The sequence below is a fragment of the Streptomyces sp. XM4193 genome (assembly GCF_023072595.1).
Taxonomy (GTDB): Bacteria; Actinomycetota; Actinomycetes; order Streptomycetales; family Streptomycetaceae; genus Streptomyces.
Window position 1 is genome coordinate 519,486 of the sequence record NZ_JALLGK010000001.1, and the last position, 23,229, is coordinate 542,714.

General features: G+C 71.9%; 22 protein-coding genes. 7 read left to right on the plus strand and 15 right to left on the minus strand.

Annotation, left to right across the window (positions count from 1 at the left end):
* Positions 1 to 222: 222 nt before the first annotated feature.
* Both MTQ01_RS02150 and MTQ01_RS02155 read right to left on the minus strand, forming a co-directional pair.
* Positions 223 to 1,569, minus strand: a complete 1,347-nt coding sequence (locus MTQ01_RS02150) for a cytochrome P450 (RefSeq protein ID WP_374207570.1) — start codon at positions 1,567 to 1,569, stop codon at positions 223 to 225.
* Positions 1,566 to 2,858 (minus strand): cytochrome P450, encoded by a 1,293-nt coding sequence (locus MTQ01_RS02155; protein ID WP_247486572.1) that lies wholly within the window; start codon positions 2,856 to 2,858, stop codon positions 1,566 to 1,568. The genes MTQ01_RS02150 and MTQ01_RS02155 overlap by 4 nt, the downstream gene beginning before the upstream one ends.
* Positions 2,859 to 3,434: 576 nt before the next feature.
* Here MTQ01_RS02155 and MTQ01_RS02160 point away from each other — a divergent pair.
* The 5 genes from MTQ01_RS02160 to MTQ01_RS02180 all read left to right on the plus strand — a co-directional run bounded on the left by MTQ01_RS02160 (position 3,435) and on the right by MTQ01_RS02180 (position 8,323).
* The gene (locus MTQ01_RS02160; RefSeq protein ID WP_247486573.1) at positions 3,435 to 4,511 is read left to right on the plus strand and encodes a LuxR C-terminal-related transcriptional regulator; all 1,077 of its coding nucleotides are present in this window, start codon (positions 3,435 to 3,437) and stop codon (positions 4,509 to 4,511) included.
* 1,019 nt (positions 4,512 to 5,530) lie between these two features.
* Positions 5,531 to 6,256: a siderophore-interacting protein gene (locus MTQ01_RS25075; protein WP_247486574.1), complete on the plus strand. Its 726-nt coding sequence runs from the start codon at positions 5,531 to 5,533 to the stop codon at positions 6,254 to 6,256.
* A 98-nt stretch (positions 6,257 to 6,354) separates the two neighbouring features.
* Positions 6,355 to 6,699 (plus strand): helix-turn-helix transcriptional regulator, encoded by a 345-nt coding sequence (locus MTQ01_RS02170; RefSeq protein ID WP_282613122.1) that lies wholly within the window; start codon positions 6,355 to 6,357, stop codon positions 6,697 to 6,699.
* Positions 6,696 to 7,301: an SRPBCC domain-containing protein gene (locus MTQ01_RS02175; protein ID WP_247486576.1), complete on the plus strand. Its 606-nt coding sequence runs from the start codon at positions 6,696 to 6,698 to the stop codon at positions 7,299 to 7,301. The genes MTQ01_RS02170 and MTQ01_RS02175 overlap by 4 nt, the downstream gene beginning before the upstream one ends.
* A 365-nt stretch (positions 7,302 to 7,666) precedes the next feature.
* Positions 7,667 to 8,323, plus strand: a complete 657-nt coding sequence (locus MTQ01_RS02180; RefSeq protein WP_247486577.1) for a VTT domain-containing protein — start codon at positions 7,667 to 7,669, stop codon at positions 8,321 to 8,323.
* A gap of 206 nt (positions 8,324 to 8,529) precedes the next feature.
* On the opposite strand, the gene MTQ01_RS02185 is transcribed toward MTQ01_RS02180, so the two are convergent.
* The 6 genes from MTQ01_RS02185 to MTQ01_RS02210 are packed head-to-tail and all read right to left on the minus strand — an operon-like array spanning position 8,530 to position 14,323.
* Complete coding sequence (locus tag MTQ01_RS02185) at positions 8,530 to 9,840, minus strand: cytochrome P450 (protein ID WP_308294347.1); 1,311 nt, start codon at positions 9,838 to 9,840, stop codon at positions 8,530 to 8,532.
* Positions 9,777 to 11,111 (minus strand): cytochrome P450, encoded by a 1,335-nt coding sequence (locus MTQ01_RS02190; RefSeq protein WP_247486578.1) that lies wholly within the window; start codon positions 11,109 to 11,111, stop codon positions 9,777 to 9,779. The genes MTQ01_RS02185 and MTQ01_RS02190 overlap by 64 nt, the downstream gene beginning before the upstream one ends.
* Positions 11,108 to 11,710, minus strand: coding sequence for an ATP/GTP-binding protein (locus tag MTQ01_RS02195; protein ID WP_247486579.1), 603 nt, complete (start codon positions 11,708 to 11,710; stop codon positions 11,108 to 11,110). The genes MTQ01_RS02190 and MTQ01_RS02195 overlap by 4 nt, the downstream gene beginning before the upstream one ends.
* Positions 11,688 to 12,041 (minus strand): DUF742 domain-containing protein, encoded by a 354-nt coding sequence (locus MTQ01_RS02200; RefSeq protein WP_211041818.1) that lies wholly within the window; start codon positions 12,039 to 12,041, stop codon positions 11,688 to 11,690. Before MTQ01_RS02200 ends, MTQ01_RS02195 begins: the two co-directional genes overlap by 23 nt.
* The gene (locus tag MTQ01_RS02205; protein WP_247486580.1) at positions 12,038 to 12,481 is read right to left on the minus strand and encodes a roadblock/LC7 domain-containing protein; all 444 of its coding nucleotides are present in this window, start codon (positions 12,479 to 12,481) and stop codon (positions 12,038 to 12,040) included. The genes MTQ01_RS02200 and MTQ01_RS02205 overlap by 4 nt, the downstream gene beginning before the upstream one ends.
* Positions 12,482 to 12,484: 3 nt before the next feature.
* Positions 12,485 to 14,323 carry an ATP-binding protein gene (locus tag MTQ01_RS02210; RefSeq protein ID WP_247486581.1) on the minus strand — a complete coding sequence of 613 codons (1,839 nt, stop codon included), beginning with the start codon at positions 14,321 to 14,323 and terminating at the stop codon, positions 12,485 to 12,487.
* Between the two features lie 405 nt (positions 14,324 to 14,728).
* Between MTQ01_RS02210 and MTQ01_RS25080 the strand changes: the two genes are divergently transcribed.
* Together MTQ01_RS25080 and MTQ01_RS02220 are read left to right on the plus strand one after the other, a co-directional pair.
* Positions 14,729 to 15,661, plus strand: a complete 933-nt coding sequence (locus tag MTQ01_RS25080; protein ID WP_247486582.1) for a dienelactone hydrolase family protein — start codon at positions 14,729 to 14,731, stop codon at positions 15,659 to 15,661.
* A gap of 358 nt (positions 15,662 to 16,019) precedes the next feature.
* Positions 16,020 to 16,886, plus strand: coding sequence for a lysozyme (locus tag MTQ01_RS02220; protein WP_247486583.1), 867 nt, complete (start codon positions 16,020 to 16,022; stop codon positions 16,884 to 16,886).
* A gap of 178 nt (positions 16,887 to 17,064) precedes the next feature.
* Here the strand turns inward: MTQ01_RS02220 and MTQ01_RS02225 are convergent, their stop codons facing one another.
* The 7 genes from MTQ01_RS02225 to MTQ01_RS02255 form a co-directional block, all read right to left on the minus strand.
* A complete protein-coding gene (locus MTQ01_RS02225) occupies positions 17,065 to 17,421 on the minus strand; it encodes a YrhK family protein (RefSeq protein ID WP_247486584.1) in 357 nt (118 codons plus the stop codon).
* A gap of 88 nt (positions 17,422 to 17,509) precedes the next feature.
* Complete coding sequence (locus MTQ01_RS02230; protein ID WP_247487663.1) at positions 17,510 to 18,187, minus strand: flavodoxin family protein; 678 nt, start codon at positions 18,185 to 18,187, stop codon at positions 17,510 to 17,512.
* 261 nt (positions 18,188 to 18,448) lie between these two features.
* The gene (locus MTQ01_RS02235; RefSeq protein ID WP_247486585.1) at positions 18,449 to 19,225 is read right to left on the minus strand and encodes an ABC transporter ATP-binding protein; all 777 of its coding nucleotides are present in this window, start codon (positions 19,223 to 19,225) and stop codon (positions 18,449 to 18,451) included.
* A complete protein-coding gene (locus MTQ01_RS02240) occupies positions 19,222 to 20,250 on the minus strand; it encodes an iron chelate uptake ABC transporter family permease subunit (protein ID WP_247486586.1) in 1,029 nt (342 codons plus the stop codon). The genes MTQ01_RS02235 and MTQ01_RS02240 overlap by 4 nt, the downstream gene beginning before the upstream one ends.
* Entirely contained in the window at positions 20,247 to 21,206 is a 960-nt protein-coding gene (locus MTQ01_RS02245) for an iron ABC transporter permease (RefSeq protein ID WP_247487665.1), read from the minus strand. The genes MTQ01_RS02240 and MTQ01_RS02245 overlap by 4 nt, the downstream gene beginning before the upstream one ends.
* 112 nt (positions 21,207 to 21,318) lie before the next feature.
* Complete coding sequence (locus tag MTQ01_RS02250) at positions 21,319 to 22,152, minus strand: siderophore-interacting protein (protein WP_247486587.1); 834 nt, start codon at positions 22,150 to 22,152, stop codon at positions 21,319 to 21,321.
* Between the two features lie 3 nt (positions 22,153 to 22,155).
* On the minus strand, positions 22,156 to 23,166 hold the full coding sequence (locus MTQ01_RS02255; RefSeq protein WP_247486588.1) for an ABC transporter substrate-binding protein: 1,011 nt from the start codon (positions 23,164 to 23,166) through the stop codon (positions 22,156 to 22,158).
* Between the last annotated feature and the right edge of the window lie 63 nt (positions 23,167 to 23,229).

Here is a 23,229-nt window from a genome sequence, read left to right on the forward strand (position 1 = left end):
GGCGGGACGCCCCGGCGCACAGCGGGGAACCCCTCGCCGCACGGCGGGCAAGCCCCCCGCACCCACTCCTGACGGTGGGTGCGGGGGGCTTCTCCGTGCGCCGGGCCGCGCTGCGGGCCGCCGGCGTGCGTGCGGCGGGCGCGCGTACGGCGGAACCTGCCGGGCGGGCGTGCGGCGGAACCTGCCGGGCGCGCGTGCGGGGAACTCCCCGGGCGGGGCGCGTCAGTCGTGCAGCAGGACGGGGAGGGCGGCCAGGTCGTTCTGGGTGAGGACCGGCATGTTGCGGATCTCCTCCGTCGGCACCGCGAGCCGCAGCGCCGGGAAGCGCTCGTACAGGGCGGGAAGGGCGATCGCCGCCTCCAGCCGGGAGAGCGCGGCGCCCGGGCAGATGTGGGGGCCGTGGCCGAAGGAGATGTGCCGGATCGGCGTCGGGCGACGGACGTTGAAGGAGTCGGCGTCCTCGCCGAAGTGGTTCCGGTCGCGGCCCACGGCGCTGTAGGACATCACCACGCCCTCGCCCCTGGCGATGGTTCCGGCCGGTTCGCCGTCGCGGCCGGGGACCTCGATGTCCTCCACGGCGAAGCGCATCAGCAGATGGGTGGAGGGCGGCTGCCAGCGCAGCGTCTCCTCGATGACGGTGTCCCAGGAGACCTGGCCGGCCAGTACGGCGTCCCGCTGCTCCGGATGGTCGGAGAGCGCCCGTACTGCGTGCAGGATCAGCGAGATGGTGGTCTCGTGCCCGGCCGCGACCATCGCCTTGAGGTTGCCGACGACCTCCTCCTCGGTCAGCGGCTCACCGCCCTCGTCGGCGAGGATCAGCGCACTGGTGAGGTCGTCGGCGGGCTCCGCGGTCTTCTCGCGCACCATCCCGGTGAAGATCTCGTCCAACTCCGCGATCACCGCCAGCCGTTCGTCCTGCGGGGTGACGGTGGAGAAGAACGCCTTGTAGAGCACGTGCAGGCGCGGGTGCAGCGCCGGATCGACGCCCATCAGACGGCTGACCACCGACATCGGCAGCGGCAGCGCGAAGTGTGTCTTGAGGTCGACCGGGCCGCCGTCCGCGCCCTGTGCGGCGACGTCGTCCAGCAGCCGGTGGGTGATCTCCTCGATGACGGGGCGCAGCTGCTCCAGCCGGCGGGGCGTGATCGCCTGCGCGGTCTTGGTGCGCAGCCTGCGGTGCTCGGCGCCGTCCACGGTGAACATGGAGCGGTCGACGTCGACCATGCCGATCAGCGGCCACTGGTCGCCGACCACGCCCTCGCGGAAGAGCGTCCACTCGTTGATGTCCTTGACCAGCCGGGTGTCGGTGAGCAGCCGCCGGGCCTGGGCGTGGTCGGTGATGGTCCAGGCCGGGACGCCGAGCAGCTCGATCCGGGCCAGCGGGCCCGCCTCGCGCAGCAACGCGGTCTCCTCGCGCAGCCGTTCGACCATCGGATCGATCGCCAGTGGACATCCCGCGCTGCCCACCGGCCCGGCGGAGGACCCGTCGTTCACCGGCAGGGCGGGGGACGCGCCGGTCACCGGGCAGGCGCCCTCACGGGTCTCGGCTACGGGCTGGCTGCGCATCATCTGCCTCCGACTGCTGGGGTGGGCGAGAACTGGACGGGGAGTGTGTTCAGACCCCGCAGGAACGGGGACGGTCGTCTGGCCAGCGTCTGCGGGGCGACGGCCAGATCGATGTCGGGAAGCCGGTCGAGCAGCACCTCGATGCCGGTCCTGGCGATGAGTTCGGCCATCTCCCGCGCGGGGAACGGGCACTGGAACTCCCCGTGGCTGAACGCGAAATGGGCGAAGTTGCCGCTGCGCAGCCCGTCGTGGCTGGTGGCGGTCACCGCCTGCGTCTCCGGGTCGGAGTTGGCGCCCTGGAGACCGAGCAGCAGCATGTCGCCGGCACCGATGTGCTGTCCGGCGAGCCAGGCGTCGCGGGCGGCCCAGCGGCCGGCGAGGATCTGGGTGGGAGTGTCCTCCCACAGCACCTCGTTCATCGCCTCGTGCACGCTGTTCCGGCCGCCGGTGAGGGAGGCGGCGAAACGGTCGTCGGTGAGCATCAGCCGTACGGAGTTGCCGATCCAGTCCGCGGTCGTGAGGTAGCCCGCGGCGGTGATCGCCATCAGATCGAGGCGGTACTCCTCGTCGGTGAAGTGCGCGGGGTGGTCGATCATGTACGAGGCGACGTCGGCGCCGGGGAAGTCCCGCTTGGTCGCGACGAGTTTGTTGATCAGACCGCCGAAGTGCTGGTGGGCGACGATCGCGTCGTCACCGCCGTCGGCGAGCGCACCCATGTCCTTGATCAGCGCGGGCCCGTCGGTGTCGGGGAAGCCGAGGACGCGGGCGAGGACCAGGATCGGCAGGGGCTTGGCGAAGGCGGAGATGATCTCCGCCTGCCCGGTGGAGCAGAAGCGGTCGATCAGACCGTCCGCCAGTTGCTCGGAGTGCCTGCGGACCTCCAGCAGGCTGATGCGCTCCATCGCCGCCTGCACCATGTCCAGATGGCGCTGGTGCTCGTCGCCGACGGTGTAGTAGATCGACGGCTGGCGGTTGCCGATCATCGGCAGCAGCGGCCAGTCCTTGGGCAGGTTCGGCCATTGGTTCCAGAGTCCGGGGTCGCGCGGGAAGAGCGCGGGGTCGCCGGTGACCTGGTACATCTCGCGGTAGCCGATGACCAGCCAGGCGGGCACCTCGCCGGGCAGCAGCACCGGTACCACCGGCCCGTGTTCACGCCGGATGTCCCGGTACATCGCGCCGGGGTCGGTGTGGAAGCGGGGGCCGAGGAGCGGCACCGCGTTCCCGCCGGCGTGGGCGGGGCAGCCGGGCGGCGGTGCCTGCGGTGCGCCGTGGGCGTGGGGCTGCGTGGTCACGTTGGGGTCTCTCCGGGGTGCGGGGGTGCGGGGGTGCGAGTACGGGCGCGGGGTGCGGTGGCGCGAGGCGGTGGCCGTTCGACGAGCCGTACGGGCGGGCGGTCGCGGGCGGCGCGGTTGGTCGCGGGAACGCCGCGCTGTGCGTCGGCGGCGGGCGGACCGGGCGCCGCGACCGGGCGGCGCCGGGAGGCGGTGCGGCGCAGTGGTGCGCTGTCATTCCTCGTGCCTCGCGGGTGTTCCATCGCCGGACTCGCCAGGATGGTCACTGGATGTGGACGGTTGTTGTCGGTGAGTGGGCAAATGCGTGCACAGCCTAGGACGTTACCGATGGAGAAGCTGCCCTTTGTGGGCAGATTCGCACAACACCGAGCCGGGCAGAGCTGGTTGATACGGCTTCAAACGGTCGCTCTGTGCAGGTCCTGGCGATCTTCGGGCGGGTGCCGTGTGCGTCATGGCGGCGGGCTCGCGTTGGTGATAGGAACACGGGAATTCCGCACCCCGGGACCGCGGCGCGACCCCGGGAGCCGGCAGCGCGCGTCCGCTGCCGGAGTCCGGCGGGAGGTGAGGAGAGCGCGCATGTCCGCACCCGAGGAGCGGTCGGGCCACCGGCCGCCCCCGTCCGAGCCCCCGGCCGAACCGGTGGTGCGCGGGCTGACGCCGTACGCCGAGAACCTCTACCGGGAGCTGCTGCACGCCCCCGACCGAGCACACCCCGACCGCGTCCCTCCGGCGGACGGCCCTCCGGCGGACGCCCCCTCGGCGGACGCCCCCTCCGCCCACGGGGAGGCCGGCGCGTCGGGTCAACGGCGGGACGCCGTGGCCGAGTTGGCCGAGCTCGGACTGGTGCGGCTCGACGAGCACGGCGCACCCCGACCGCTGCCGCCCCGCCTCGCGCTCGAAAGCTGGGCGGCGCAACGGGAGTTGGAGGCGGTGCGCGCCAGGGAGAGCGCCGATCTGCTCGCCCAGCTCTACAGCGCGCACACCGGTGCGGGCGCCCGTTACGCGGAGGTGCTGGAGGACGTCGACGAGGTCGTCCGGGTCTTCGCCCACATGCAGGACCAGGCCCGCGGGCTGATTCGCGGCTTCGACCGCGGCTCGGTGCTGGCGCCCGAGGAAATAGGCCCCAACCCCTGGCAGTTGGCCTGTATGCAGCGCGGGGTCCGCTACCACGTCGTCTACGAGTCCGACTTCCTCCAGACCGACGTGGGGCTGCGCTCGCTCCAGGTGGCGGTGAAGGCGGGGGAGGTGGCGCGAGTCTTTCCCGGAGTGCCGATGAAGCTGGCGATCGCCGACGACGACCGGGCGCTGATCTCCGTACCGCGCCCGGAGAGCGGCGACATCATGGCGCTCCTGGTGCACTCCTCGATGCTGCTGGACGCGCTCATCGACCTCTTCGAGGCGTTCTGGCGCCTCGCGGTGCCGATCAGCGCCTCGGTCGGCCGCGGCGGAGGGACGGTCGGCACCGAGCCGACGCCCACCACCCAGCGGCTGCTGGCGCTGCTGAGCGCCGGATCGACCGACGAGGCGATCGCCAGGGAGCTGGAGATCAGCGAACGCACCGTGCACCGGCGGGTGCGGCGGCTCCAGGAACTGCTGGGCGCCCGTACGCGTTTCCAGCTCGGGGTGCAGGCCGCCCGTCGCGGCTGGCTCTAGCGCGGCCCGCCCGCTGCCGTGCCCCTGTTCCCGTGCTGCCCTGCTCCCGTGTCGCCTGTGCCGCCCGTGCTCTCGTGAACTGCCGCCTGCCCTGCCCCCGGCTGTCCGCCGCCGGCCGTGCGGGGGCCGGCGCCCCTTGCGGCTGCCCGTAGTGTGGCGGGGCGCCCCGCCCCGGACGGGGCCCGTGCCCTCCCGGCCCGCGTCCGCGCCCTGTCGGTCGGGGTGGGGCGGAGGTGGCGGATGCACAGGACATGCACCCAGAGCCACAGTTGGGCCCGGTGGGACGCACCCAAGGTGCCGTCGGAGTGTCAGATACCAGTCATGGCGAGATTCTGACAACGGCCGGGTCTTCACCCCGGGTGCCCCCGCCGGTCAAGGTGACGCAACGCCTTCGAAAGCGTGTCGCGGCGCTTCGAGGGTGGAGCAACCTGCGTCACACGGCCCGACCCAGCCCCGCCTCCCCGCGGATTTTCATCAGGCTGGCCGGGTCCGGCCACGGCTCCCCCACCGGGCTCACGCCCGAGCCGTGGACAGACCGGGCCTGGCGGATGACGTCGGCCTCCGGGACCGCACGCGGTCCTGGGGGCCGACGTTGTCGCATCGGGCCCGCGTCCGTGCGCAGTGGAGGCTCGGCGCTCGGCTGTAGGGGTACAGCAGGCCACGCTCGTACGCCTTGACCAGTCGGCGTGGTACGAGAGGTGCGCGCAGGCGTCGAGGACGACCCGTACGAGGTCGGCTGTGGCCGCCTTCCACTGCGCACGGCCCCGCCGTCGCCCGCTCACCGGTGCGAGCCCCCCGGCCGCCGCCCCGCGTCGCGCACCCGCCGCAACCCCCTGCGCCGGCCGCCGGCTCGCGCGCCCGCCGCCGGTACGGCGCCTCCCTCCGCCGCCGGCTCGCCTCGCTGTGCACGGCCTCGGGCGCCCGGTCTTCCCCGGAGGCGAACGAGAGGTTAGGTTTGCCTTACTTTCTCGGCGGGTGTTCTTCCCGTCGATGGTCGCGGTCGGTCGAAGGAGTGTCGGGTGGCACGGGTTCCCAGGTTCTTCGCCAATCTGAGCGAGCGGCGCGGATTCTCCGCCACGGTGACCGGCGTGGAGCACCCCTCGCCCGGTCTGCTCCGACTCACCTTCGAGGGGCCGGAGTTGAGAACGCGGCCGTTCGCGCCGTGCGATGTCACCGCGTTCCGCATCAGCGCCAACGACTTCCGGCACTACACCCCGGAGCGGGTCGACGCCGAGGCCGGCCGCGCGACGATCCTCTTCCACCGCCATCCGTCGGCCGGTGCTCCCGGACTGGTTTTCGTCGAGGGACTGGAGGTCGGCAGCGAGGTGGTCCTGTGCGGCATGGCCTCCGCGCGCAACTTCCGCTGGACCTCGCCCGATTCGGTGCTGGCCATGGGCGACTCCACCACGCTCGGGCTGATGGTCGGGCTCACCGACCGGGCGCGCGCCGAGGGCCGTGCGCTGCGGGTCGCCGTCGAGGTCGAGGCGAGGGACCTCGCGTATGTGCGCGCCCTGCTGCCGGACGCGGTGGTGGTCGAGGAGACCGCCGAGCCGGGTGAGGCGCTCGACAAGTGGCTCGTCCGGAGCGCGCCGGAGATGCGGGAGTCGGTGCCGAGCGCGGTCTACCTCGCCGGGCACGGCGGATCGGTGCAGCGACAGCGCGCGGTGCTGCGGGAATCGGCCGGCCTGGATCGGCGGACCATCCACACCCAGCCCTACTGGGCCACGGGGAAGGTCGGACTCTGATCGGCGGGATTTCGGCGACCGGCCGCGGTTGCGCGGTGCCGGGAGTCCCACGGCTCGACTTTGCTCATTTAACCTGATGCTTATATAACGAGTGTGTGATGTCTTGGGAGATACTCGCCGATCCGGCCCGCAGGCGGATTCTGGAGCTGCTCGCCGAAGGAGAGCGCACGGCTGGGCAGTTGTCCGCCGCGGTCGCGGAGGAGTTCGGCATCAGCCAGCCCGCGACCTCGCGCCATCTGCGTGTACTGCGGGACGCCGGGCTGGTGCGCTGCCGGGCCGAGGGCGCTCGGCGGTGGTACGCCGTGAACCCCGACGGGCTGCGCGAGATCGACGCGTGGCTCGACCGGTTCCGCGGCCTGTGGGAGTCGGCGCTCTCCTCGCTGGAGGCCGAGATCGAGCCGGGACGTCACCCCCGCGACGAGCACAGGAGACCACAGCGATGACCCTTGCCGAAGAGATCAACTCCGTGATCCGTACGGTGGCGTCGAGCGGCGCCGGACACTCGGTTCGGCTCTCGAAGACCTTCCGCACCCGCCCGGCCGACCTCCGGGAGGCGATCACCTCGCCCGAGCGGCTGGCCCGCTGGTTCGAACCGGTGGAGGGGGAGCTTGCCCCCGGAGGCCGCTACACCCTCACCGACAGCGGCACCACCGGCACCGTCGAGAGCTGCGAGCGCCCCGACTCCCTGCGGATCACCTGGGAGTACGGAGGTGAGAGCAGCCTGGTGCGGGTGACGCTCACCCCCGAGGGCGACGCCACCGTCCTCACCCTCGTGCACGAGGTGCCCGACAACGACCACTGGGCCGCCTACGGCCCCGGCGCCACCGGCATCGGCTGGGAGTCCTCGGTGCGGGCGCTGTCGACGGAGCTGTCCACCGCACCGGGTGCCGTCGGGGCGGAGGCCGACCGGCCCGACGCCGACGAGGCGGCGTTCATCGACGCGGCGGCCGACGCCTGGGAGGAGGCGCACCGTGCCTCCGGCGCGTCCGCCGAGCAGGCGCACCGCCAGGCCCGCGCCACAGCGGCGGCCTACCGCGGCGAGTGACGCGCGCGACGGTGCCGGACGGGCCGAAGCGGCCCGTCCGAGCCGCCCGCGCCCGCCGGGCCCGCCTGCTCCCGCGCGAGGGCCCGTGACGACGCCCGGCGCGCGCCCCCGCGTGCGCCCAGTGCGCGAGTCGTGCGGAGGGGCGGCGTACGGCGGGTGCGGGGCGTCTCGCGGCCGGCGCCGGGCGGTCCGTCGGGACCTCCGCGGAGGGCCGGGGAACCTGTGCGCGCACGGTGCCGGGCCGACACTGCCAGTACCATCGGGAGGGTACCCGCGCGGGCGGATGTCGCCGCGCCGAGCGGGCTCGGGCCGCCGGACTGCGGCGGACCCCCCTTCCACTGCGGTTTCCCGTGAGGATCTGACGCGTGAACTCTCTAGCCCTCGGGCCCGAATGGCTCGATCCGGAATATCTGATCCAGACCTTCGGTCTGATCGGGATTCTTCTGATCGTGTTCGCGGAATCGGGCCTGTTGATCGGCTTCTTCCTGCCCGGTGACTCGCTGCTGTTCACTACGGGCCTGCTGGTCACCACCGGGCAGTACCTGACCCAACCGCTGTGGCTGGTCTGCCTGTTGATCGTCATCTTCGCCATCGCGGGCGACCAGGTCGGCTACATGTTCGGCCGCAAGGTCGGGCCGCCGCTGTTCCGACGGCCGGACTCCCGCTTCTTCAAGCAGGAGAACCTCACCAAGGCCCACGAGTTCTTCGAGAAGCACGGCCCCAAGTCGATCGTGCTGGCCCGCTTCGTGCCGATCGTGCGCACCTTCACGCCGATCATCGCCGGCGTGAGCCAGATGACGTACCGCACCTTCGTCCTCTTCAACGTGCTCGGCGGCATACTGTGGGGCGCCGGCGTCACCCTGCTGGGAGCCTGGCTCGGCCAGTTCGACCTGGTGCGCGACCACATCGAGAAGGTCCTCATCGGCATCGTGCTGCTCTCGGTGATGCCGATCGTGATCGAGGTCCTGCGCAGCCGCCGGAACAAGCCCGCGGCGGAGCCGGAGCTCTCCCCGGAGCCCTGAGCGGGCACAGCCGGTCGGACGACCGCCCAATACCGAGAAAGCGACGGCCGCCTCTCCTGCGAGAGGCGGCCGTCGCTTCGTCCGTGCCCGGACTGTCCGTGCTGTCCGTTCGAACCGGCCGTCGGGTTCGCGGTGGGGGCGCGCGTTCGCTCCGCCGTCGAGCGCCGTGCGCCGGGTGCGCCGCGGTGTACGGCCGCTGCTGCGGCCTACTTGACCCGTACCGTCAGCTCCCGCACGCCGTTGGCGATGAAGGACTCCACCTTCTCCAGGTCCTCGGAGCCCTCCGGCACCACCAGCTCCATGTCCGGGAACCGCTCGAAGAGCGCGGGCAGAGCGAGCCGCGCCTCCATCCGCGCCAGCGGAGCACCCAGGCAGTGGTGCACGCCGTAGCCGAAGGACAGGTGCTCGGGGGTCGGGCGGGTGATGTCGAAGCGGTCCGCCTGCTCACCGTGCTGGGCCGGGTCGTGGGCCGCGGCGCCGTACGTCGTCAGTATCGCCTCGCCGGCGCCGATGGTCGGACCGTCGGGAACCTCTATGTCCTCGACCGCGAACCGCAGCGGGAGGTTGGTGATGCTGGGCGCGTAGCGCAGCGTCTCCTCGATGACGTCGTCCCAGCCGCGCTTGCCGGAGCGGACCAGTTCGAGCTGGTCGGGGTGGAGCAGAAGATTGTGCACCGCGTTGCCGATGAGGTTGACCGTGGTCTCGTGGCCCGCGGCGATGATCAGCAGCAGGGTGTCGATCAGCTCCCTCTCGGTGAGCTGCGAACCCTCCTCGTCCCGGCCGCTGACGAGCAGGCTCGTCAGGTCGTCGCCCGGCTCCTGCCGCTTGTGCTCGGCCAGGCCGCCGAAGACGACGGCGACCTCCTGGTGCATCTCGGCGGCTTCCTCGGGGGTGACGGTGGTGCTCATCATCCGCCCGACGAGCTGTGCGAACCGCGGCCGGTCCTCCATCGGTATGCCGAACAGCTCGCATATGACGCCCATCGGCAGCGGGTGGGCGTACATCGCCCGCAGGTCGACGACCGCCCCGGCGGGGTCCTCCCGGCCGGCCCGCTCGTCTATCGCGTCCAGCAGCTCCTGGGTGATGCGCTCCACCCGCGGCTGCATGGCGGCCGTACGGCGTGCGGTGAACGCCGGGGATATCAGCTTGCGCAGCCTGCGGTGGTCGGTCCCGTACGCGGTGAACATGTTCTGCACACCGACCCAGTTGACGAGCCAGCTGTCGTGGTACTGGCCCTCGCGCCAGGCGGGCCAGTGCTGCGAGGGGTCCTTGGAGACGCGGTCGTCGGTGAGCAGCGACTTCAGCAGCTCGTGCCGGGTTATGTACCAGACCGGTATCCCGCCGGGGAGTTCGACCTGCACCGCGGGGCCCTGTTCTCGCAGCCGCGCGGCCTCGCCGAGGACGTCGGACCCTGCCGGGTCCATCGCCACCGGACCGGATGTCGAGCCTCCGGCTACGCCGGTCCCGCCGTGGCCGGGCTGGTCGCGTGTCTCCGGGTGCGTGATGAGCTGGTCCATGGAGTGACTCCTGCCTGGTCGGGTGTGAGTGGTGTGAAGCTCGCCGGAAGATGCGCGAGCGCACGGTGGAACGGACCTACGCGCCATTCCAACTCGGCACGCGGGACGGTCAGTTGGATGTCACACAGTTGATTCGCCAACCGTTCGATCGCGGTGATGGCGATCAGCAGGGCGGGTTGTTTGACCGGGCAGGCGTGCGGACCGGCCGACCACGCCAGATGGGAGCCGCCGTCGCTCGGCGCCGCCCCGGTGCGCATACCGGCCGGCTCGTGCGGCCCGCCGAGCGCGGCGGCGCCGGGCAGCCCGGCGCCGGTCTGCGGCTCGGTGTTGGCGGCGGCGTACGACACCAGGACGAGCTGGTTGGCATGGATCCAGGTGCCGTGGAAGCGGACGTTGTGGCGGGGGTAGTGCGCGGAGTAGTTCGCCATCGGCGGCTCGTTGCGGAGCACGTCGTTGACGGCGTCCCTCGGGGTGAGCGCGCCGCCGGACAGGGTGCTGTAGTAGTCCGGGTTGGAGAGCATGCGCGAGAGCGCGTTGGAGGTGAGGTTGGTCGTCGGCTCGTGGCCCGCGGCCATGGTGAGCACGATCTGGTGTATGACCTCCTCCAGGCTCAGCCCCGCGGGGTGGTCCATGAACCAACTCGTCAGGTCCGGCCCGCGCTTCTCGCTCTTGAGGGTCACCAGTTCGAGCACGTACTGCTCGAACTCCGTCCCCGCGTCGATGGCCTCCTCGGGGCTGGCGGCCTCCATCATCCCGGCCAGTGTCCTTATCAGGCGCGGGCTGTGGTGGTCGGGCATCCCGAAGAGCGCGTTGAAGAGAACCAGCGGCAGCGGCCGGGCGTACTCGGTGACCAGGTCGACCGTGCCGCGCTCCGCGAAGTCGCGCAGCAGCATGTCGGACGCCTCGATGGTGCGCCGGCGCAGGTCGTGCGGCTCGATCAGCGAGAAGCTGTCGGTGACGACCGAGCGCAGCCTGGCGTGCTCCGCGCCGTCGTTGAACAGCACGTTGGGCCGGTACTGGAGCATCGGCAGGATCGGCGAGTCCTTGGGGACGGTCTCCTGCCAGACGCTCGGGTTCTTCGACCAGGTCTCGGTGTCCCGCAGCAGGTCCAGCGCCGCCTGGTAGCTCAGCACCAGGAACGCCGGCAGGCCCGGCGCGATCTCCACCTTCGCGACCGGGCCCGCCTGGCGGAGTTTGGCGTAGACGGCGTGCGGGTCGGCGGCGAAGTCCGGCCCGTAGAGCGGTACGGGTTCCAGGGCGTGGTAGCTCATATGGCGCTGTCCATGGCGGAGTTGGTGAGCAGATGGGAGACGAGCGCGATCAACGCGTCGATGCCCGAACGCGGGTCCCGGGCGTCGCAGGCGATCAACGGGGTGTCGGGCGCCAGGTCGAGGTGGTCGCGCAGTACGAGCGGTTCGTAGTTGGGCGCGTCGTCGAAGGTGTTGACGGCTATGGCGTACGGGAGACCGGCTTCCTCGATCATGTCGATGACCTCGAAGGAGTCGCCCAGGCGCCGGGTGTCGACCAGCACGAGCGCACCGAGCGCGCCTCGGGAGATGTCCTCCCACAGCGGCTTGAAGCGCCGCTGCCCGGGGGTGCCGAAGAGGTAGAGCACCAGGTCGTGCGGGAGCGTACGGCGGCCGAAGTCGATGGCGACCGTGGTGGTGTCCTTGTCCCGCACGCCCTCGAGGTCGTCCACAGCCGCACCGGCCTGCGTCATCGTCTCCTCGGTGTGCAGCGGGGTGGTCTCCGACAGCGCACCGATGAGCGTGGTCTTGCCCACCCCGAACGGCCCCGCGACCAGGACCTTCACCAAGGTCTGCGAGGCGCTGTCCAGGTACGTGGCGTTAACGGATGGCGCGGAGTCCATCGAGCACCCTTTCTAGGAACTTCTGGTCGTGCTGTTCGGCCAGCGGAATCGGGGCGCGCGCATTGAGGAACCCGGTGTCCACGAGGTCGGCGACCAGCACCCGCACGACGCTCACCGGCAGCTTGAGGTACGCCGCCGCTTCGGCGAGCGAGAGCGCTCCTCCCCTGACCAGCACGGCCAGTTGGCGTTCGGCCGGCGGAAGTCGGTCCGGCAGCCGGGAGGAGGCCGCGCTCAGGAGCGTCAGCCGGTCCAGGGTGTTGCGGCTGGGCTGGGCCCGGCCGCCGGTGGCCATGTAGGCCGGGACCAGCCTGCGGCCCTCCCGGCCGCTCATGCGTCGGAGCCGATGTCCCGGGGCTCGGAATGCATGACCTTCCTGCCCAATGTGGCCACCTGGATCTGCATGTGGTGTGCGACGACTCCCATGTCGACCTTCCGATCGGCGAAGACCGCGAGCACGCTGTTCTGGCCCGCGGGCACGGCGAATACGAATCCCGAGTCGGTGTCCACGACGACCTGTTGGAGCCTGACCGCGTCGTTGCCGGAGAACGCGGCGGCGACCGCGCGCCCCGCGCCCTGGAGCGCCGACATCATCGCCGACGCGCCCTCACCGGCCTCTCTGGTCAGGTCGGGCGAGGCGCCCTGGACCATGCCGTCCGAGGACAGCACCACCGCGTGCACGACCCCGGGCAACACCAGGAGGGGCTCCAGGACCCAGGACATGTCCTTGGGCATCGGAGTCCTCACGGAGACAGGGCGCTTGTGGGCTGTCATTCGTCAGCTCCCTTCCTGCGGTTCGTCGGAGTGCGCGGCGGCGCGGCCGGACTCGGTACCGGCCTGGAACGCGCTCCAGACCGACTGGGTGTCCTCGGGTGAGGTGTGCGGCTCGGGGGCGGCGAGGGGCTCGGGGGAGCGCCACGCCTCACCGGGCTGCGGATCGGCCTGCGGCCGACGCCTGCGTCTGCGCGGCAGGCCCTCGACGCCGCCGGTCGGCGGTGCGTCCGAGACGGGCGCGTCCTCCGGTGACGTCATGGGGTGGGGCACCTGCGACCGCGGTGTCGAGAGCGGAAGCTCCGCGGCGCGCGGCCCCTCGGGTGCCGAACCGGGTATCGGGCCGGGCCGGGTGCCGTCGGCCGGAGCCGCCGGGGCGGACGGCGACCGGTCGGAGATGTCCTGCCACACGTCCCGCTCGGGAAGGGGGTAGGACTCCCGCTCGGGCGCGGAGTACGACTCCGGCTCGGGCAGGGAGTACGACTCCGGCTCGGGTGCGGTGCGGTGCGGTGCGGTGACGTCCGCGGCGGGCTCCGGCGCGGCGACGGGCGGTTCGGGGGTGGAATCGGGCTCCCGCTCCCAGGGGGCGGCGGCGGGCAACCGGTCGGGGAACGCGGTCGGTTCGGGCGTGCCCACGGGCGGCGTGTGGGCCTGGGGGACGGCCGCCTCGCTCGCGTACGGGTGCGGCTCGTGGGTGACCGCGGGTGCCTGCGGAGCCATGGCGGACATCGGCCGCTCGGTCTCGTTCAGCAGGGTCAGCAGGTGACCGGGGATCAGGACCACGGCGCGTACGCCGCCGTACGGCGCGGGCTTGTCCACCGAGACACTGAAGCCGTACTGGCGGACCAGCCGGCCGATGGTGGCGAAGCCGGAGCGCGGCGGGTCGCCGAGCTCGGAGAGGCGCAGCTCGTCCCGGCCGGCCAGCATCCGCGCGGCGAACTCCAGCTCGTCGGCGTGCATTCCGACACCGGCGTCGTCGACGACGATGACCGCGCCGGACTCGGCCTGGTGCAGGCTGACGTCCACGGCCAGGGTGCCGTGCGAGTGGTGCACCGCGTTCGCCAGCAGCTCGGAGACGGTGATCGCGACCGGCTCGACCGCACGCGCCACCACCGCGACGGGGGCGTCGAGCTGGCTGGTCACCTGGACGCGGTGGTAGCCGCGCACCCGTGACTGGGCGCCGACGACCACGTCACCGAGGTGCGAGTCGACACGGGTCAGGCCGGGGGAGGCGCCGCAGAGCACACCGGTGGCCTGGATGCGGCGCAGGTTCTGCTCGTTGAGCAGATCGAGCTCCAGCAGGTCCTGGGCCAGATCGGGTGTGTCGTACCGGTGCTGCATCGACTCGATCTTGGACTGCAGCTGGTAGCTCTGCGCCTGCACCACGGTCGTGGCACCGCGCATGACCGACTGCGCGGCCTCGTCGACCCGCTCGCGCTCGGACGCGACGGCCTTCTTCAGCTGCTCCAGGGCGGAGGCGTGCAGCGTCTCGACCTCGGTGCCCGCGAACGGCTGGTTCTTCAGGCCCGGCACCGTGACGTGCTGGTGCGCGAGGTGCGTCAGGAGTGCGGGCATCCGCTCGGAGATCAGATGCTGCGTCTCCTCCAGCAGCGCGGTGCGCCCGGAGTTTATGTGGTGCGCTTCGGTCCTGGCCGCGTCCCGCTCGTGGAGCGCCGTGTCCCGTTCGCTCAGCAGAGCCTGGTGGGCGGCGCGGGCGTTGTCGCGTTCAGTTCGCAGCGCGGCGTTCTTCCGCCGCGATCCAATCAGCAGCAGGACGACGCACAGGGCGATGAGCGCCATGCCCGCTGCTGCGAACTCCGGTATCGCATCCGGTAGTTCAGGCATCTAACGAATCCTCGGGATGGGGGAGGGGCGGGCGGCAGACCGCAACCCTAGCTACGTACGTCGGACCTCGATACGTGTGATGACGTAGTCCTCCTGTGATCTGTGCCGCTCTCAGCACAGACGGTGACTACGCGTCAAACGGTCACGGTGCCACAACAACTGGCCCACTCGCTACTGTAGTTACCAACGAGGTGGAGCGAGTTCGTACCCACGCGCGCCCCCCTCGTCCACCCTCACTACCGCCCGAGCGCTGTGTTCCGGCCAATGTTGGCCATCGGGCCGCTTGACGGCGGATGAACGGACTCGTTTCGGCCGCTGGTTGTCCCTCCCGGTCGTGCTCCGTACCGTCGGAGGTGCCGACAGATCAACCCTGGAGAGTGGTTCCCCGTGGGTGGAAGACGAAGCGTGACACGGCGCCGCGCGGCCCTCGGAGCGGCTGCGGCGGCGCTGGTGCTCACCGTGGGTGGCTGCGGCGGCACCGACGGCGGGAGCGGCGGCGACGGTGACGGCGGTACGGGCGGCGCCGCCGGAGGTCCGCTGCCCACCGGGCCGTTGGAGCGCGACGAGTCGGCGGAGAACGGCCCGCTGGAGGTGCGCACCGAGGAGCTGGGCGCCGAGGACGTCCACGGATTCGGCGGCGGGACGCTCCACTACCCGGCGCGCGGCGGCAGTTACGCCGTCGTGGCGGCGGCGCCCGGTCTGGGCGCGGACGAGTCGATGGTCGCCTGGTACGGCGAGGTGCTCGCCTCCCACGGCTTCGTCACCCTCACCATGAACACCGACACCGTCAACGACAGTCCGGACCAGCGCGGCGCCCAGATCCTGGACGCGCTCGACCACATCGTCGAGGACAGCGCGGCCGCGGACCGGGCGGACGGCCGGCGCCTGGGGGTGCTCGGACACTCGATGGGCGGTGGCGGCGCGCTCGCCGCGGCGCACGAACGCTCCGCGGTCCGGGCGGCGGTCGCGCTCACCCCCTATTACGAGGGCGAGATCGAGGACTGGTCGCGGGTCGAGGCCGCCGCTCTGGTGATCGGCGGCGAGGGCGACGAGATCGCCCCGGTCTCCGACCACGCCGAACCGCTCCACGACGGACTCGACGGCGCCCGCGAACGCGCCTATCTCGCCCTGCGCGGCGATCACTTCGTCACCAACACGCCCAGTCGGATCGTCACCGAGCAGGTCGTCGGCTGGCTGCAGCGCTTTCTCTCGCAGCCGCCGGCCGGCGGTGGGGAGAGCGACCACCGCGGTGCGCTCTGCCCGGCGCCGGAGCCGGACGACGCGGAAGTGGTCGAGTCGCGCGACAGCTGCCCGCACCGCGGGGCCGGCGACGACTGACCGCTGTTCAGCAGGACGACTGACCGCTGTTCAGTAAACGGACAGTCAAGTGCCCGGCGTTCGACGCTGGTTCGCGCGCCGGGGCGCGTGCTGCGCTACGCGCGTTACACACCATGAAAGTTACGCGTGTTGATCGCGGAACGCCGCAGGTCAGCGAAGTCTCCACTGGACTGGACCATAGGTCCCGCGAAGCGCTCTTCACATCCTCCCTACTGGCCGGTTTAGTGATGGCGTGTCTATGTCAAAGATAGACGCGAACGGCACCACCGCGATCCGTGCCACGCATCGCGGCAACGCACCCCCCACCACGCGCCGCCGCACCACGTCCCCACTGTCAGACAGCGCCAGGAGGTAGCCCATGTCCACTTCGAGCCCGCGCCGACGCCTCACCCCGCGCGCCGCCCGCACCCTCGCCGCCACGGGGGCGCTCGGCGCCTCCATGGCGCTGCTGCTCGGCACGGCGAGCGCCGCACAGGCGAACCCCGCCGACACGATCAAGCCCGGCGAGGCGTACATGGGCGCCGGCACGGCCCAGGAGAACGAGGGCCTCAAGAGCCGTACGATCGGCCCCGCCGACACCAGCGGTGTCCAGGGCATCGACGTGTCGCACTGGCAGGGCGCCATCAACTGGGGCCAGGTCAAGGGCGCGGGGATCGACTTCGCCTGGATGAAGGCCACCGAGGGCACCAACTTCAAGGACTCGCGCTTCAACACCAACTACCCGGCGGCGCACGCGGCCGGGCTGATCCGCGGCGCGTACCACTTCGCCCGGCCCAACTCCTCCGGCGGCGCGGCACAGGCCAACTTCTTCGTGGACAACGGCGGTGCCTGGTCGCGCGACAACCAGACCCTGCCCGGCGTTCTCGACATCGAGAACAACCCCAGCGGCGCCATGTGCTACGGCCTGTCCACCTCGCAGATGCGCACCTGGATCAACGACTTCTACAACCAGTACAAGCAGCGCACCACCCGTGACGTCGTCATCTACACGACCGCCAACTGGTGGAACACCTGCACCGGCAGCTGGACCGGTATGGCGAGCAAGGCCCCGCTGTGGGTCGCCCACTGGACCACCGGAAGCCCGTCCATCCCGGCCGGCTTCCCGACCTGGACGGCCTGGCAGTACACCGACTCCGGTCGGGTCGCGGGCGTCAGCGGCAACGTCGACCGCAACAAGTTCAACGGCAGCCGCGACCGCCTGGTGGCGCTGGCCAACAACACCTGATCCCGAACCGGGACTTCCCCCCCCCGGGGCGGGGCAACACGCGGCACACCGCCGTGCGTTGCCCCGCCCCGGGGTCGTTCCTCGGGCGTTATTCGGCGGGTGCGGGTGCGGGTGCGGGTGCGGGTGCGGGTGCGGGTGCGGGTGCGGGTGCGCCCCGTCTCGTGCGCCGGCGCCGGGGTCAGAAGTCCTGGGCGCTGTCGGCGGGGCCCGGCCGACCGCCGCGCAGCCGTTGCAGATGGAGCTGGCGGGAGAGCCGCAACAGCGGTCGGATCAGCAGCTCGACACTGCCGGCCAGAAAGCACCAGGTGCCCGCGGTGACGGTGTCCGGGCCGAAGAACAGCAGGCTGCCGATGATGAACCAGACGGCGATCAGCACGTCGTTGGCGATGCTGGCCACCGCGTAGCGCTGAGCGATCACCAGTTCCTCGCGGCCGATGTGCACCACCAGGGGCCGGCTCGTGTGCCCCTGGTGCCGTACGGCGTTCGGGTCCGCGCCCGCGCCCGTCGGGCGTGCGTCCTCGGGGCCGTTGGTCATCGGGTGCCTCCTGGCCGCCGGTCGGCCTCGGCGCACTGGGTGCCGCGGCTGCCCGTCGGGGCCACGCGCGGCTGCCGCCGGGCGCGGGTCAGCGGTGTTCGGGGTTGTCGCGGTCGGGTGCGCAGCCCGCGTCCCAGGTGTCGCGCCGGTTTCCGTAGGTCGGTACGCCGCCGGCGTCGCGCAGAAGTGCGGCGAGGTGCAGCAGGTTGTACGTCATGAAGCTGGTGTTGCGCCTGGTGAAGTCGTTCTCGGGACCGCCCGAGCCCGGGTCCAGATACGACGGTCCGGGTCCCGCCTCGCCGATCCAGCCGGCGTCCGCCTGCGGCGGGACGGTGTAGCCCAGGTGCTGGAGGCTGTAGAGCACGTTCATCGCGCAGTGCTTGATGCCGTCCTCGTTGCCGGTGATCAGACAGCCGCCGACCCGTCCGTAGAAGATCGACTGGCCCTGCTCGTTCAGCTCGCCGGAGCAGCCGTACAGCCGCTCGATGAAGCGCTTCATCACCGAGCTGTTGTCGCCCAGCCAGATCGGACCGCACAGCACCAGCACGTGCGCGTCCAGCACCCGGGGGAAGAGCGAGGGCCACTCGTCGCTGCGCGCGCCGTGCTCGGTCATGTCCGGCCAGACGCCGGTGGCGATGTCGTGGTCGACCGCCCGCACCACCTCCACCGACACCCCGTGTCGGCGCATGATGTCCGCGCTCAGATCGATCAGACCGCCGGTGTTGCTGACCTCGGGGGAGCGCTTGAGGGTCGCGTTCACGAACATCGCCCGCAGCCCGTCGAACCTCACCGCCGCCCCGGTCTCCTCGTTCTCCGCCACGATCCCGGCCTCCACGAGTCGGACTCCGCTCTCCTCACCCCACCCTGCGACCCGCCCCCACGCCCCGCAAACGCTGCCCGTCCCGGCAGGTCGACGCCGCGGCACCGAACACGAACCACACCGACTTCCCGACCCGCTCCCGCTCGACGAGGGGTTCGACGTCGCGGTGGGGGTCCGGCCGGGCCGGTCGGGTCGGGCTCTGCGGGGTCAGGGTCTGGGGACCACCAGGGGGGTGCCGGTGAGCGGGTCGGGGACGACGAGGCTGGGCAGGTCGAAGCACTCCTCGATCAGCTCCGCGTCGACGATGTCGCCGGGTGCGCCCTCGGCGAGGACGCGCCCGTCCTTGAGGGCGATGAGGTGGTCGGCGAAGCGGCACGCCTGGTTGATGTCGTGGAGCACGGCGACGATCGTGCGGCCCTCGTCGCGCAGGCTCGCCAGCAGGGTGAGCAGTTGGTACTGGTGCGTGATGTCGAGGAAGGTGGTCGGCTCGTCGAGCAGCAGGTACGGCGTCTCCTGCGCCAACACCATGGCGACCCAGGCGCGTTGGCGCTGTCCGCCGGAGAGTTCCTCCAGCGGGCGGTCGGCCAGCTCGGTGACGCCGGCGGCCTCCATGGCGTCGCGGACGGCCCGTTCGTCCGCCTCCGACCAGGTGGACAGCGGTGTCTGGTGCGGGTAGCGGCCCCGGGCGACGAGGCGGCGGACCACCATGTTCTCCGGTGCGGTCAGGCCCTGCGGCAGGAAGCCCAGCCGTCGGGCCAGCGCCTTCGGCCGGTGCTCCTGCACCGATCGGCCCTCGAACCGGACGGTCCCTCCGGCCGGGCGGAGCAGCCGTACCAGCGCCTTCAACAGGGTCGACTTTCCGCAGGCGTTGGCCCCGACGATGGCGGTGAACGCGCCGTCGGGCACGTCCAGATCGAGGCGGGTGGAGACGGTGCGGGGCCCGTAGGCGAGGGTGAGCTCGCGGGCGGTGAGCAGGGCGGTCACGGGGTCCGGCCTTTCCTGAGGTCCTTGGAGAGCAGCCAGATCAGGTAGCAGCCGCCGATGGCGGTCGTCACCACGCCGACCGGCAGTGCCACGGGGGCCAGCAGGGTCTGGGCGGTGAGGTCGGCGGCGATCAGCAGTACGGCGCCGGTGAGCGCGGCCGGCAGCAGCGGTACGCCCGAGGCGCCCGCGAGTCGGCGACCGATCTGCGGCGCGGCGAGGGCGACGAAGACGATCGGCCCGGCCACCGCGGTGACCGTGGCCGTGCAGGCGACCCCGGCGAAGACGATCAGGACCCGGTGGAGGGAGAGGTTGACGCCCGAGGCGAGGGCGAGTTCGTCGCCCAGCGACGCCTGGTGCACGGTGTGCGAGAGGGCGGCGGTCAGCGCGGCGAGGGCGGCGATGATCAGCAGCGGCAGGGTGACGTCGGACCAGCCCAGTCCGTTGAGGGAACCGGCGTTCCAGCCGACTGCGACCAGCGCCACGTCGAGGTCGATCCACATCAGGACCCAGGAGTTGAACGCCATCAGCATCGCGTTCACCGCGACTCCGATCACGATCAGACGCAGTCCGGACAGCCCCGACTTGAGCGAGAGCAGATAGATCGCGGCGGCCGTGAGCAAGCCGCCCGCCACCGAGCTGAACGCCAACTGCCCGGCGGTGCCGCCCAGTACGGTCAGCGCGAACAGCGCGCCGCCGTAGGCGCCCGCGTCCAGGCCGATGATGTCCGGGCTGCCCAGAGCGTTGCGGGTCAGGTTCTGGAAGATCGCCCCGGCCAGACCGAGTGCGGCGCCGAACGCCAGGGCGGCGGCGACCCTGGGCAGCCGCCACTGCTGGACGACGAGCGCGGAGTCGCCGTGGCCGAGCAGACCCGTGAGCGCTGTCGCGGGCGAGTCCCAGGTGTCGCCGCGGCACAGCCCGACGAGGCCGAGGGCGAGCGCGAGGACCAGCAGCGACAGGCAGACGGCGGCCGTACGGGTCTCCACCCGGGCCGAGACCGGCCCGGCCCGCAGCACGAGCGGCCTCACAGCGCCACCGCCCCGTATCTGCGCACGGCCCAGATCAGCACGGGCCCGCCGACGAACGCGGTGACCACCGCGACCGGCAGCTCACCGACCGGCAGCAGCACCCGGGCGCCGACGTCGGCGAGGAGCATCAGCACCGGCCCGAGCAGCATCGTGTAGCCGATCAGCAGCCGTACCGAGCCGCCCGCGGCGCGCCGTGCCAGATGCGGAACGACCAGGCCGACGAAGACGATCGGTCCGGCCGCGGCCGTCGCGGCGCCGGTGAGCAGGGTGATCAGGGCCAGCACGGCCAGCCGCACCCGGGCGACGCGTACGCCCAGGGTGTGTGCGACGTGCTCGCCGAGCGCGATGGCGCCCAGCGATCCGGCCAGCGGCACGGTGGCGGCCAGACAGCAGCCGATGAGGACCAACAGCGGTGCGAGGTCGGCCTGTTCGCGGCCGGCGAGGGCCCCGACCGACCAGAACCGGTAGGAGTCCAGGACGTCCGGGAGCGTGACGCGCAGACCGACCGAGACTCCGGTGAGCACGGCCGTCAACGCGACCCCGGTCAGTACCAGCCGCAGCGGTGAGGTGCGTCCCACGGTGAACACCAGCAGCGCGGCCAGCAGCGCCCCGGTCGCGGCCAGCGCCAGCTCGCCCGCTTCGGTGCCGACGAGGCCGAGGGCCGCGCCGAGAGTCATGGCGAAGCCGGCGCCCGCGGTGACGCCGAGGAGTCCGGGCTCGGCGAGCGGGTTGCGGGTGAGTGTCTGGATCAGCGCGCCGGCCACGGCGAGGGCGGCGCCGACGGCGACGGCGAGCACCGTGCGCGGTACACGCACCTCGCGGACGATGGTGCCCGCCTCGCCGTCCGCGGTGCCGAGCAGCCCGCGCCAGACCTCCGCGGGCTCGATGCCCTGCGCGCCGACGCACAGGCTCAGTGCCGCTCCGAGCGCGAGCAGCAGCACGGCGCCGGTGAGCAGCGCGACATGGGTCGCGGGCCGGTGTTCGGTGGTGCGGGCCGTCCCGTCGTCCGGGGCAGCGGGGCCGGCGGTCTCCTTCGCGTTCGACGCGGGTGCGGACGGGTCGCTGTGTTCAGTCCTCAAGTCCGGCGACTCCGCGTTTCCAGTACCCGGTGAACAGCGCGTCCAGCCGGCCCTTGCTCCAGGCGCGCAGCCCGCGCAGCGACTCCGCCTCGCCGGCGGCGAAGAGGAAGGTACGGGAGAGGTCCATCGTGCGCAGCGGCAGCGCCGCCACGGTGTCGGCGAGTGTGCTCGCGCCGTCGCGCGGAGCGCAGAAACGCACGTCCAGGCCGTCGCGCGCGGCGAGGGGGTAGGCGCGCAGCGCGGCCTCGTCGGCCTCGCTGCCGTCGGTCTCGACCACCAGCTGCACGGAGACGTCCGGCGGGGACTCCTCGATCCACCGTGCGGCGGCCGGCAGCGCGGTGGCGTCGACCGCGAAGACGTAGTGCGCGCGGTTGTGCGGGAAGGTCTTCGCACCGGGCGGCCCGGCGAGGTGCACGTCCTCGCCGATCCCGACCGCCTCCACCCAGGTCGAGGCGAGTCCGCCGCGGTGCAGCACGAAGTCCAGGTCGATCTCGCGCGTCGCGGGGTCCCAGCGCCGCACGGTGTACTTGCGGGTCGGCGGCATCGGGCGCGGCCAGTTGAGCATCAGGTCCTCGCGGGGCGTGGGCAGCCGCAGGGAGCCGTCCGGCTCGGGGAGGACGATGCGTACGTGGTCGTCGGCCTGGTAGGAGTGGAAGCCGGTCAACTCCTCGCCGCCGACCGTGAGTCGGACCATCCGCTCGGTCACGTACTCCTTGCGCACGACCGGAGCGGTGCGGATGGTGATGGGGTACGGGACCCGGGCCGTACCGGTGCCCGTGCGGTGCTGCTCGGCCACGCGCTCGCGCGGGTTGCTGCGGTCCATCGCTCAGTCCTCCAGCAGCGGCGCGAACGCCTTGTCGATGGCGTCGAGGGTCTTCCTCGCCTGGGTGTAGGTGGTGGCCTCGGTGTGGCGCAGGGGGTAGACCTCGCCCGCCTTCACCGCCGGCAGGTTCTTCCACAGCGTGGATTTCAGGACGTACTCGACGGACTTGGCGGGCCTGCCGTGCTGGTCGACGGTGTAGGTGATCGCGTCGGCGTCCTCGAAGCTGGCGGTCAGCTCCTCGATCGCGGGGTACTCGCTGGTGTCGCGGGAGCCGCCGAGCTTCTTGCGGACCTCGCCGTAGTAGTGCACTCCGACGTCCTCGGCGATGTTGGTGCCCCAGGAACCGGCGAACTCGCGCTGGAAGGTGCCCTTGCCGCCCTCCGCGTACGCCCCGAGGTGGCCGAAGTCCTTGCCGTCGAGGGCCTTCTCGTACTTCTCGGCCAGCCGGGCGGCCTGCTTCTCGTAGGCGGTGCGGTTCCCGGCGAAGTTCTCGGTGCGGCCGACCGCGTCGGACTGGCGCTCGGACTGCTTGCGCCAGGCGTTGGGCAGGGTCGGGCCCACCGCGACCACGGGAGCGATCGACTCCAGCCGCTCCATGTCCAATTCGCCGAGCACCGGCGCCGGTACGCCGACGACGATCAGGTCCGGCTTCACCGAGGCGATGGCCTCGTAGTTGGTCTCGGCCGCCGTCTCGCCGGCGATCTTCTTCAGCCCGTCGTAGGTCTTGCGGTCCTGCGCGCTCATCATCGGCAGCGAGCGGCGGAAGCCGGAGATGCCCACCAGTGAGGCGTCGGCCTCGATCAGCGCGGGAACGGCGTAGCCGGTGGCGACGACCCGTTCGGGCTTCTCGGGGATCTCGACCTTCCCGTTGTCGGCCTTGAAGGTGCGTGTCGCGCCGTCCGAGGACCCGCCGGGGCCGGCTGAGTTCGCGGTGGAGCAGGCCGTCGCCGCGAGCAGGGCGAGCGGCACGGCGAGGGCGCCGAGCAGACGGCGGCGGGGCTGACGGGAGGGCATGGGACGGGTTCCTGTTCGCTTTGGTGCGTTGTGCGTCCGTCCCGGTGCACCGCCGGCTGCGGG

Excerpts from the sequence above, each read along its gene's own strand:
- MTQ01_RS02150 (WP_374207570.1), bottom strand. The coding sequence starts at position 1,569 with ATGATGCGCAGCCAGCCCGTAGCCGAGACCCGTGAGGGCGCCTGCCCG.
- MTQ01_RS02160 (WP_247486573.1), top strand. The coding sequence starts at position 3,435 with ATGTCCGCACCCGAGGAGCGGTCGGGCCACCGGCCGCCCCCGTCCGAG.
- MTQ01_RS02170 (WP_282613122.1), top strand. The coding sequence starts at position 6,355 with ATGTCTTGGGAGATACTCGCCGATCCGGCCCGCAGGCGGATTCTGGAG.
- MTQ01_RS02175 (WP_247486576.1), top strand. The coding sequence starts at position 6,696 with ATGACCCTTGCCGAAGAGATCAACTCCGTGATCCGTACGGTGGCGTCG.
- MTQ01_RS02185 (WP_308294347.1), bottom strand. The coding sequence starts at position 9,840 with ATGGACCAGCTCATCACGCACCCGGAGACACGCGACCAGCCCGGCCAC.
- MTQ01_RS02190 (WP_247486578.1), bottom strand. The coding sequence starts at position 11,111 with ATGAGCTACCACGCCCTGGAACCCGTACCGCTCTACGGGCCGGACTTC.
- MTQ01_RS02195 (WP_247486579.1), bottom strand. The coding sequence starts at position 11,710 with ATGGACTCCGCGCCATCCGTTAACGCCACGTACCTGGACAGCGCCTCG.
- MTQ01_RS02200 (WP_211041818.1), bottom strand. The coding sequence starts at position 12,041 with ATGAGCGGCCGGGAGGGCCGCAGGCTGGTCCCGGCCTACATGGCCACC.
- MTQ01_RS02205 (WP_247486580.1), bottom strand. The coding sequence starts at position 12,481 with ATGACAGCCCACAAGCGCCCTGTCTCCGTGAGGACTCCGATGCCCAAG.
- MTQ01_RS02210 (WP_247486581.1), bottom strand. The coding sequence starts at position 14,323 with ATGCCTGAACTACCGGATGCGATACCGGAGTTCGCAGCAGCGGGCATG.
- MTQ01_RS02220 (WP_247486583.1), top strand. The coding sequence starts at position 16,020 with ATGTCCACTTCGAGCCCGCGCCGACGCCTCACCCCGCGCGCCGCCCGC.
- MTQ01_RS02225 (WP_247486584.1), bottom strand. The coding sequence starts at position 17,421 with ATGACCAACGGCCCCGAGGACGCACGCCCGACGGGCGCGGGCGCGGAC.
- MTQ01_RS02230 (WP_247487663.1), bottom strand. The coding sequence starts at position 18,187 with ATGTTCGTGAACGCGACCCTCAAGCGCTCCCCCGAGGTCAGCAACACC.
- MTQ01_RS02250 (WP_247486587.1), bottom strand. The coding sequence starts at position 22,152 with ATGGACCGCAGCAACCCGCGCGAGCGCGTGGCCGAGCAGCACCGCACG.
- MTQ01_RS02255 (WP_247486588.1), bottom strand. The coding sequence starts at position 23,166 with ATGCCCTCCCGTCAGCCCCGCCGCCGTCTGCTCGGCGCCCTCGCCGTG.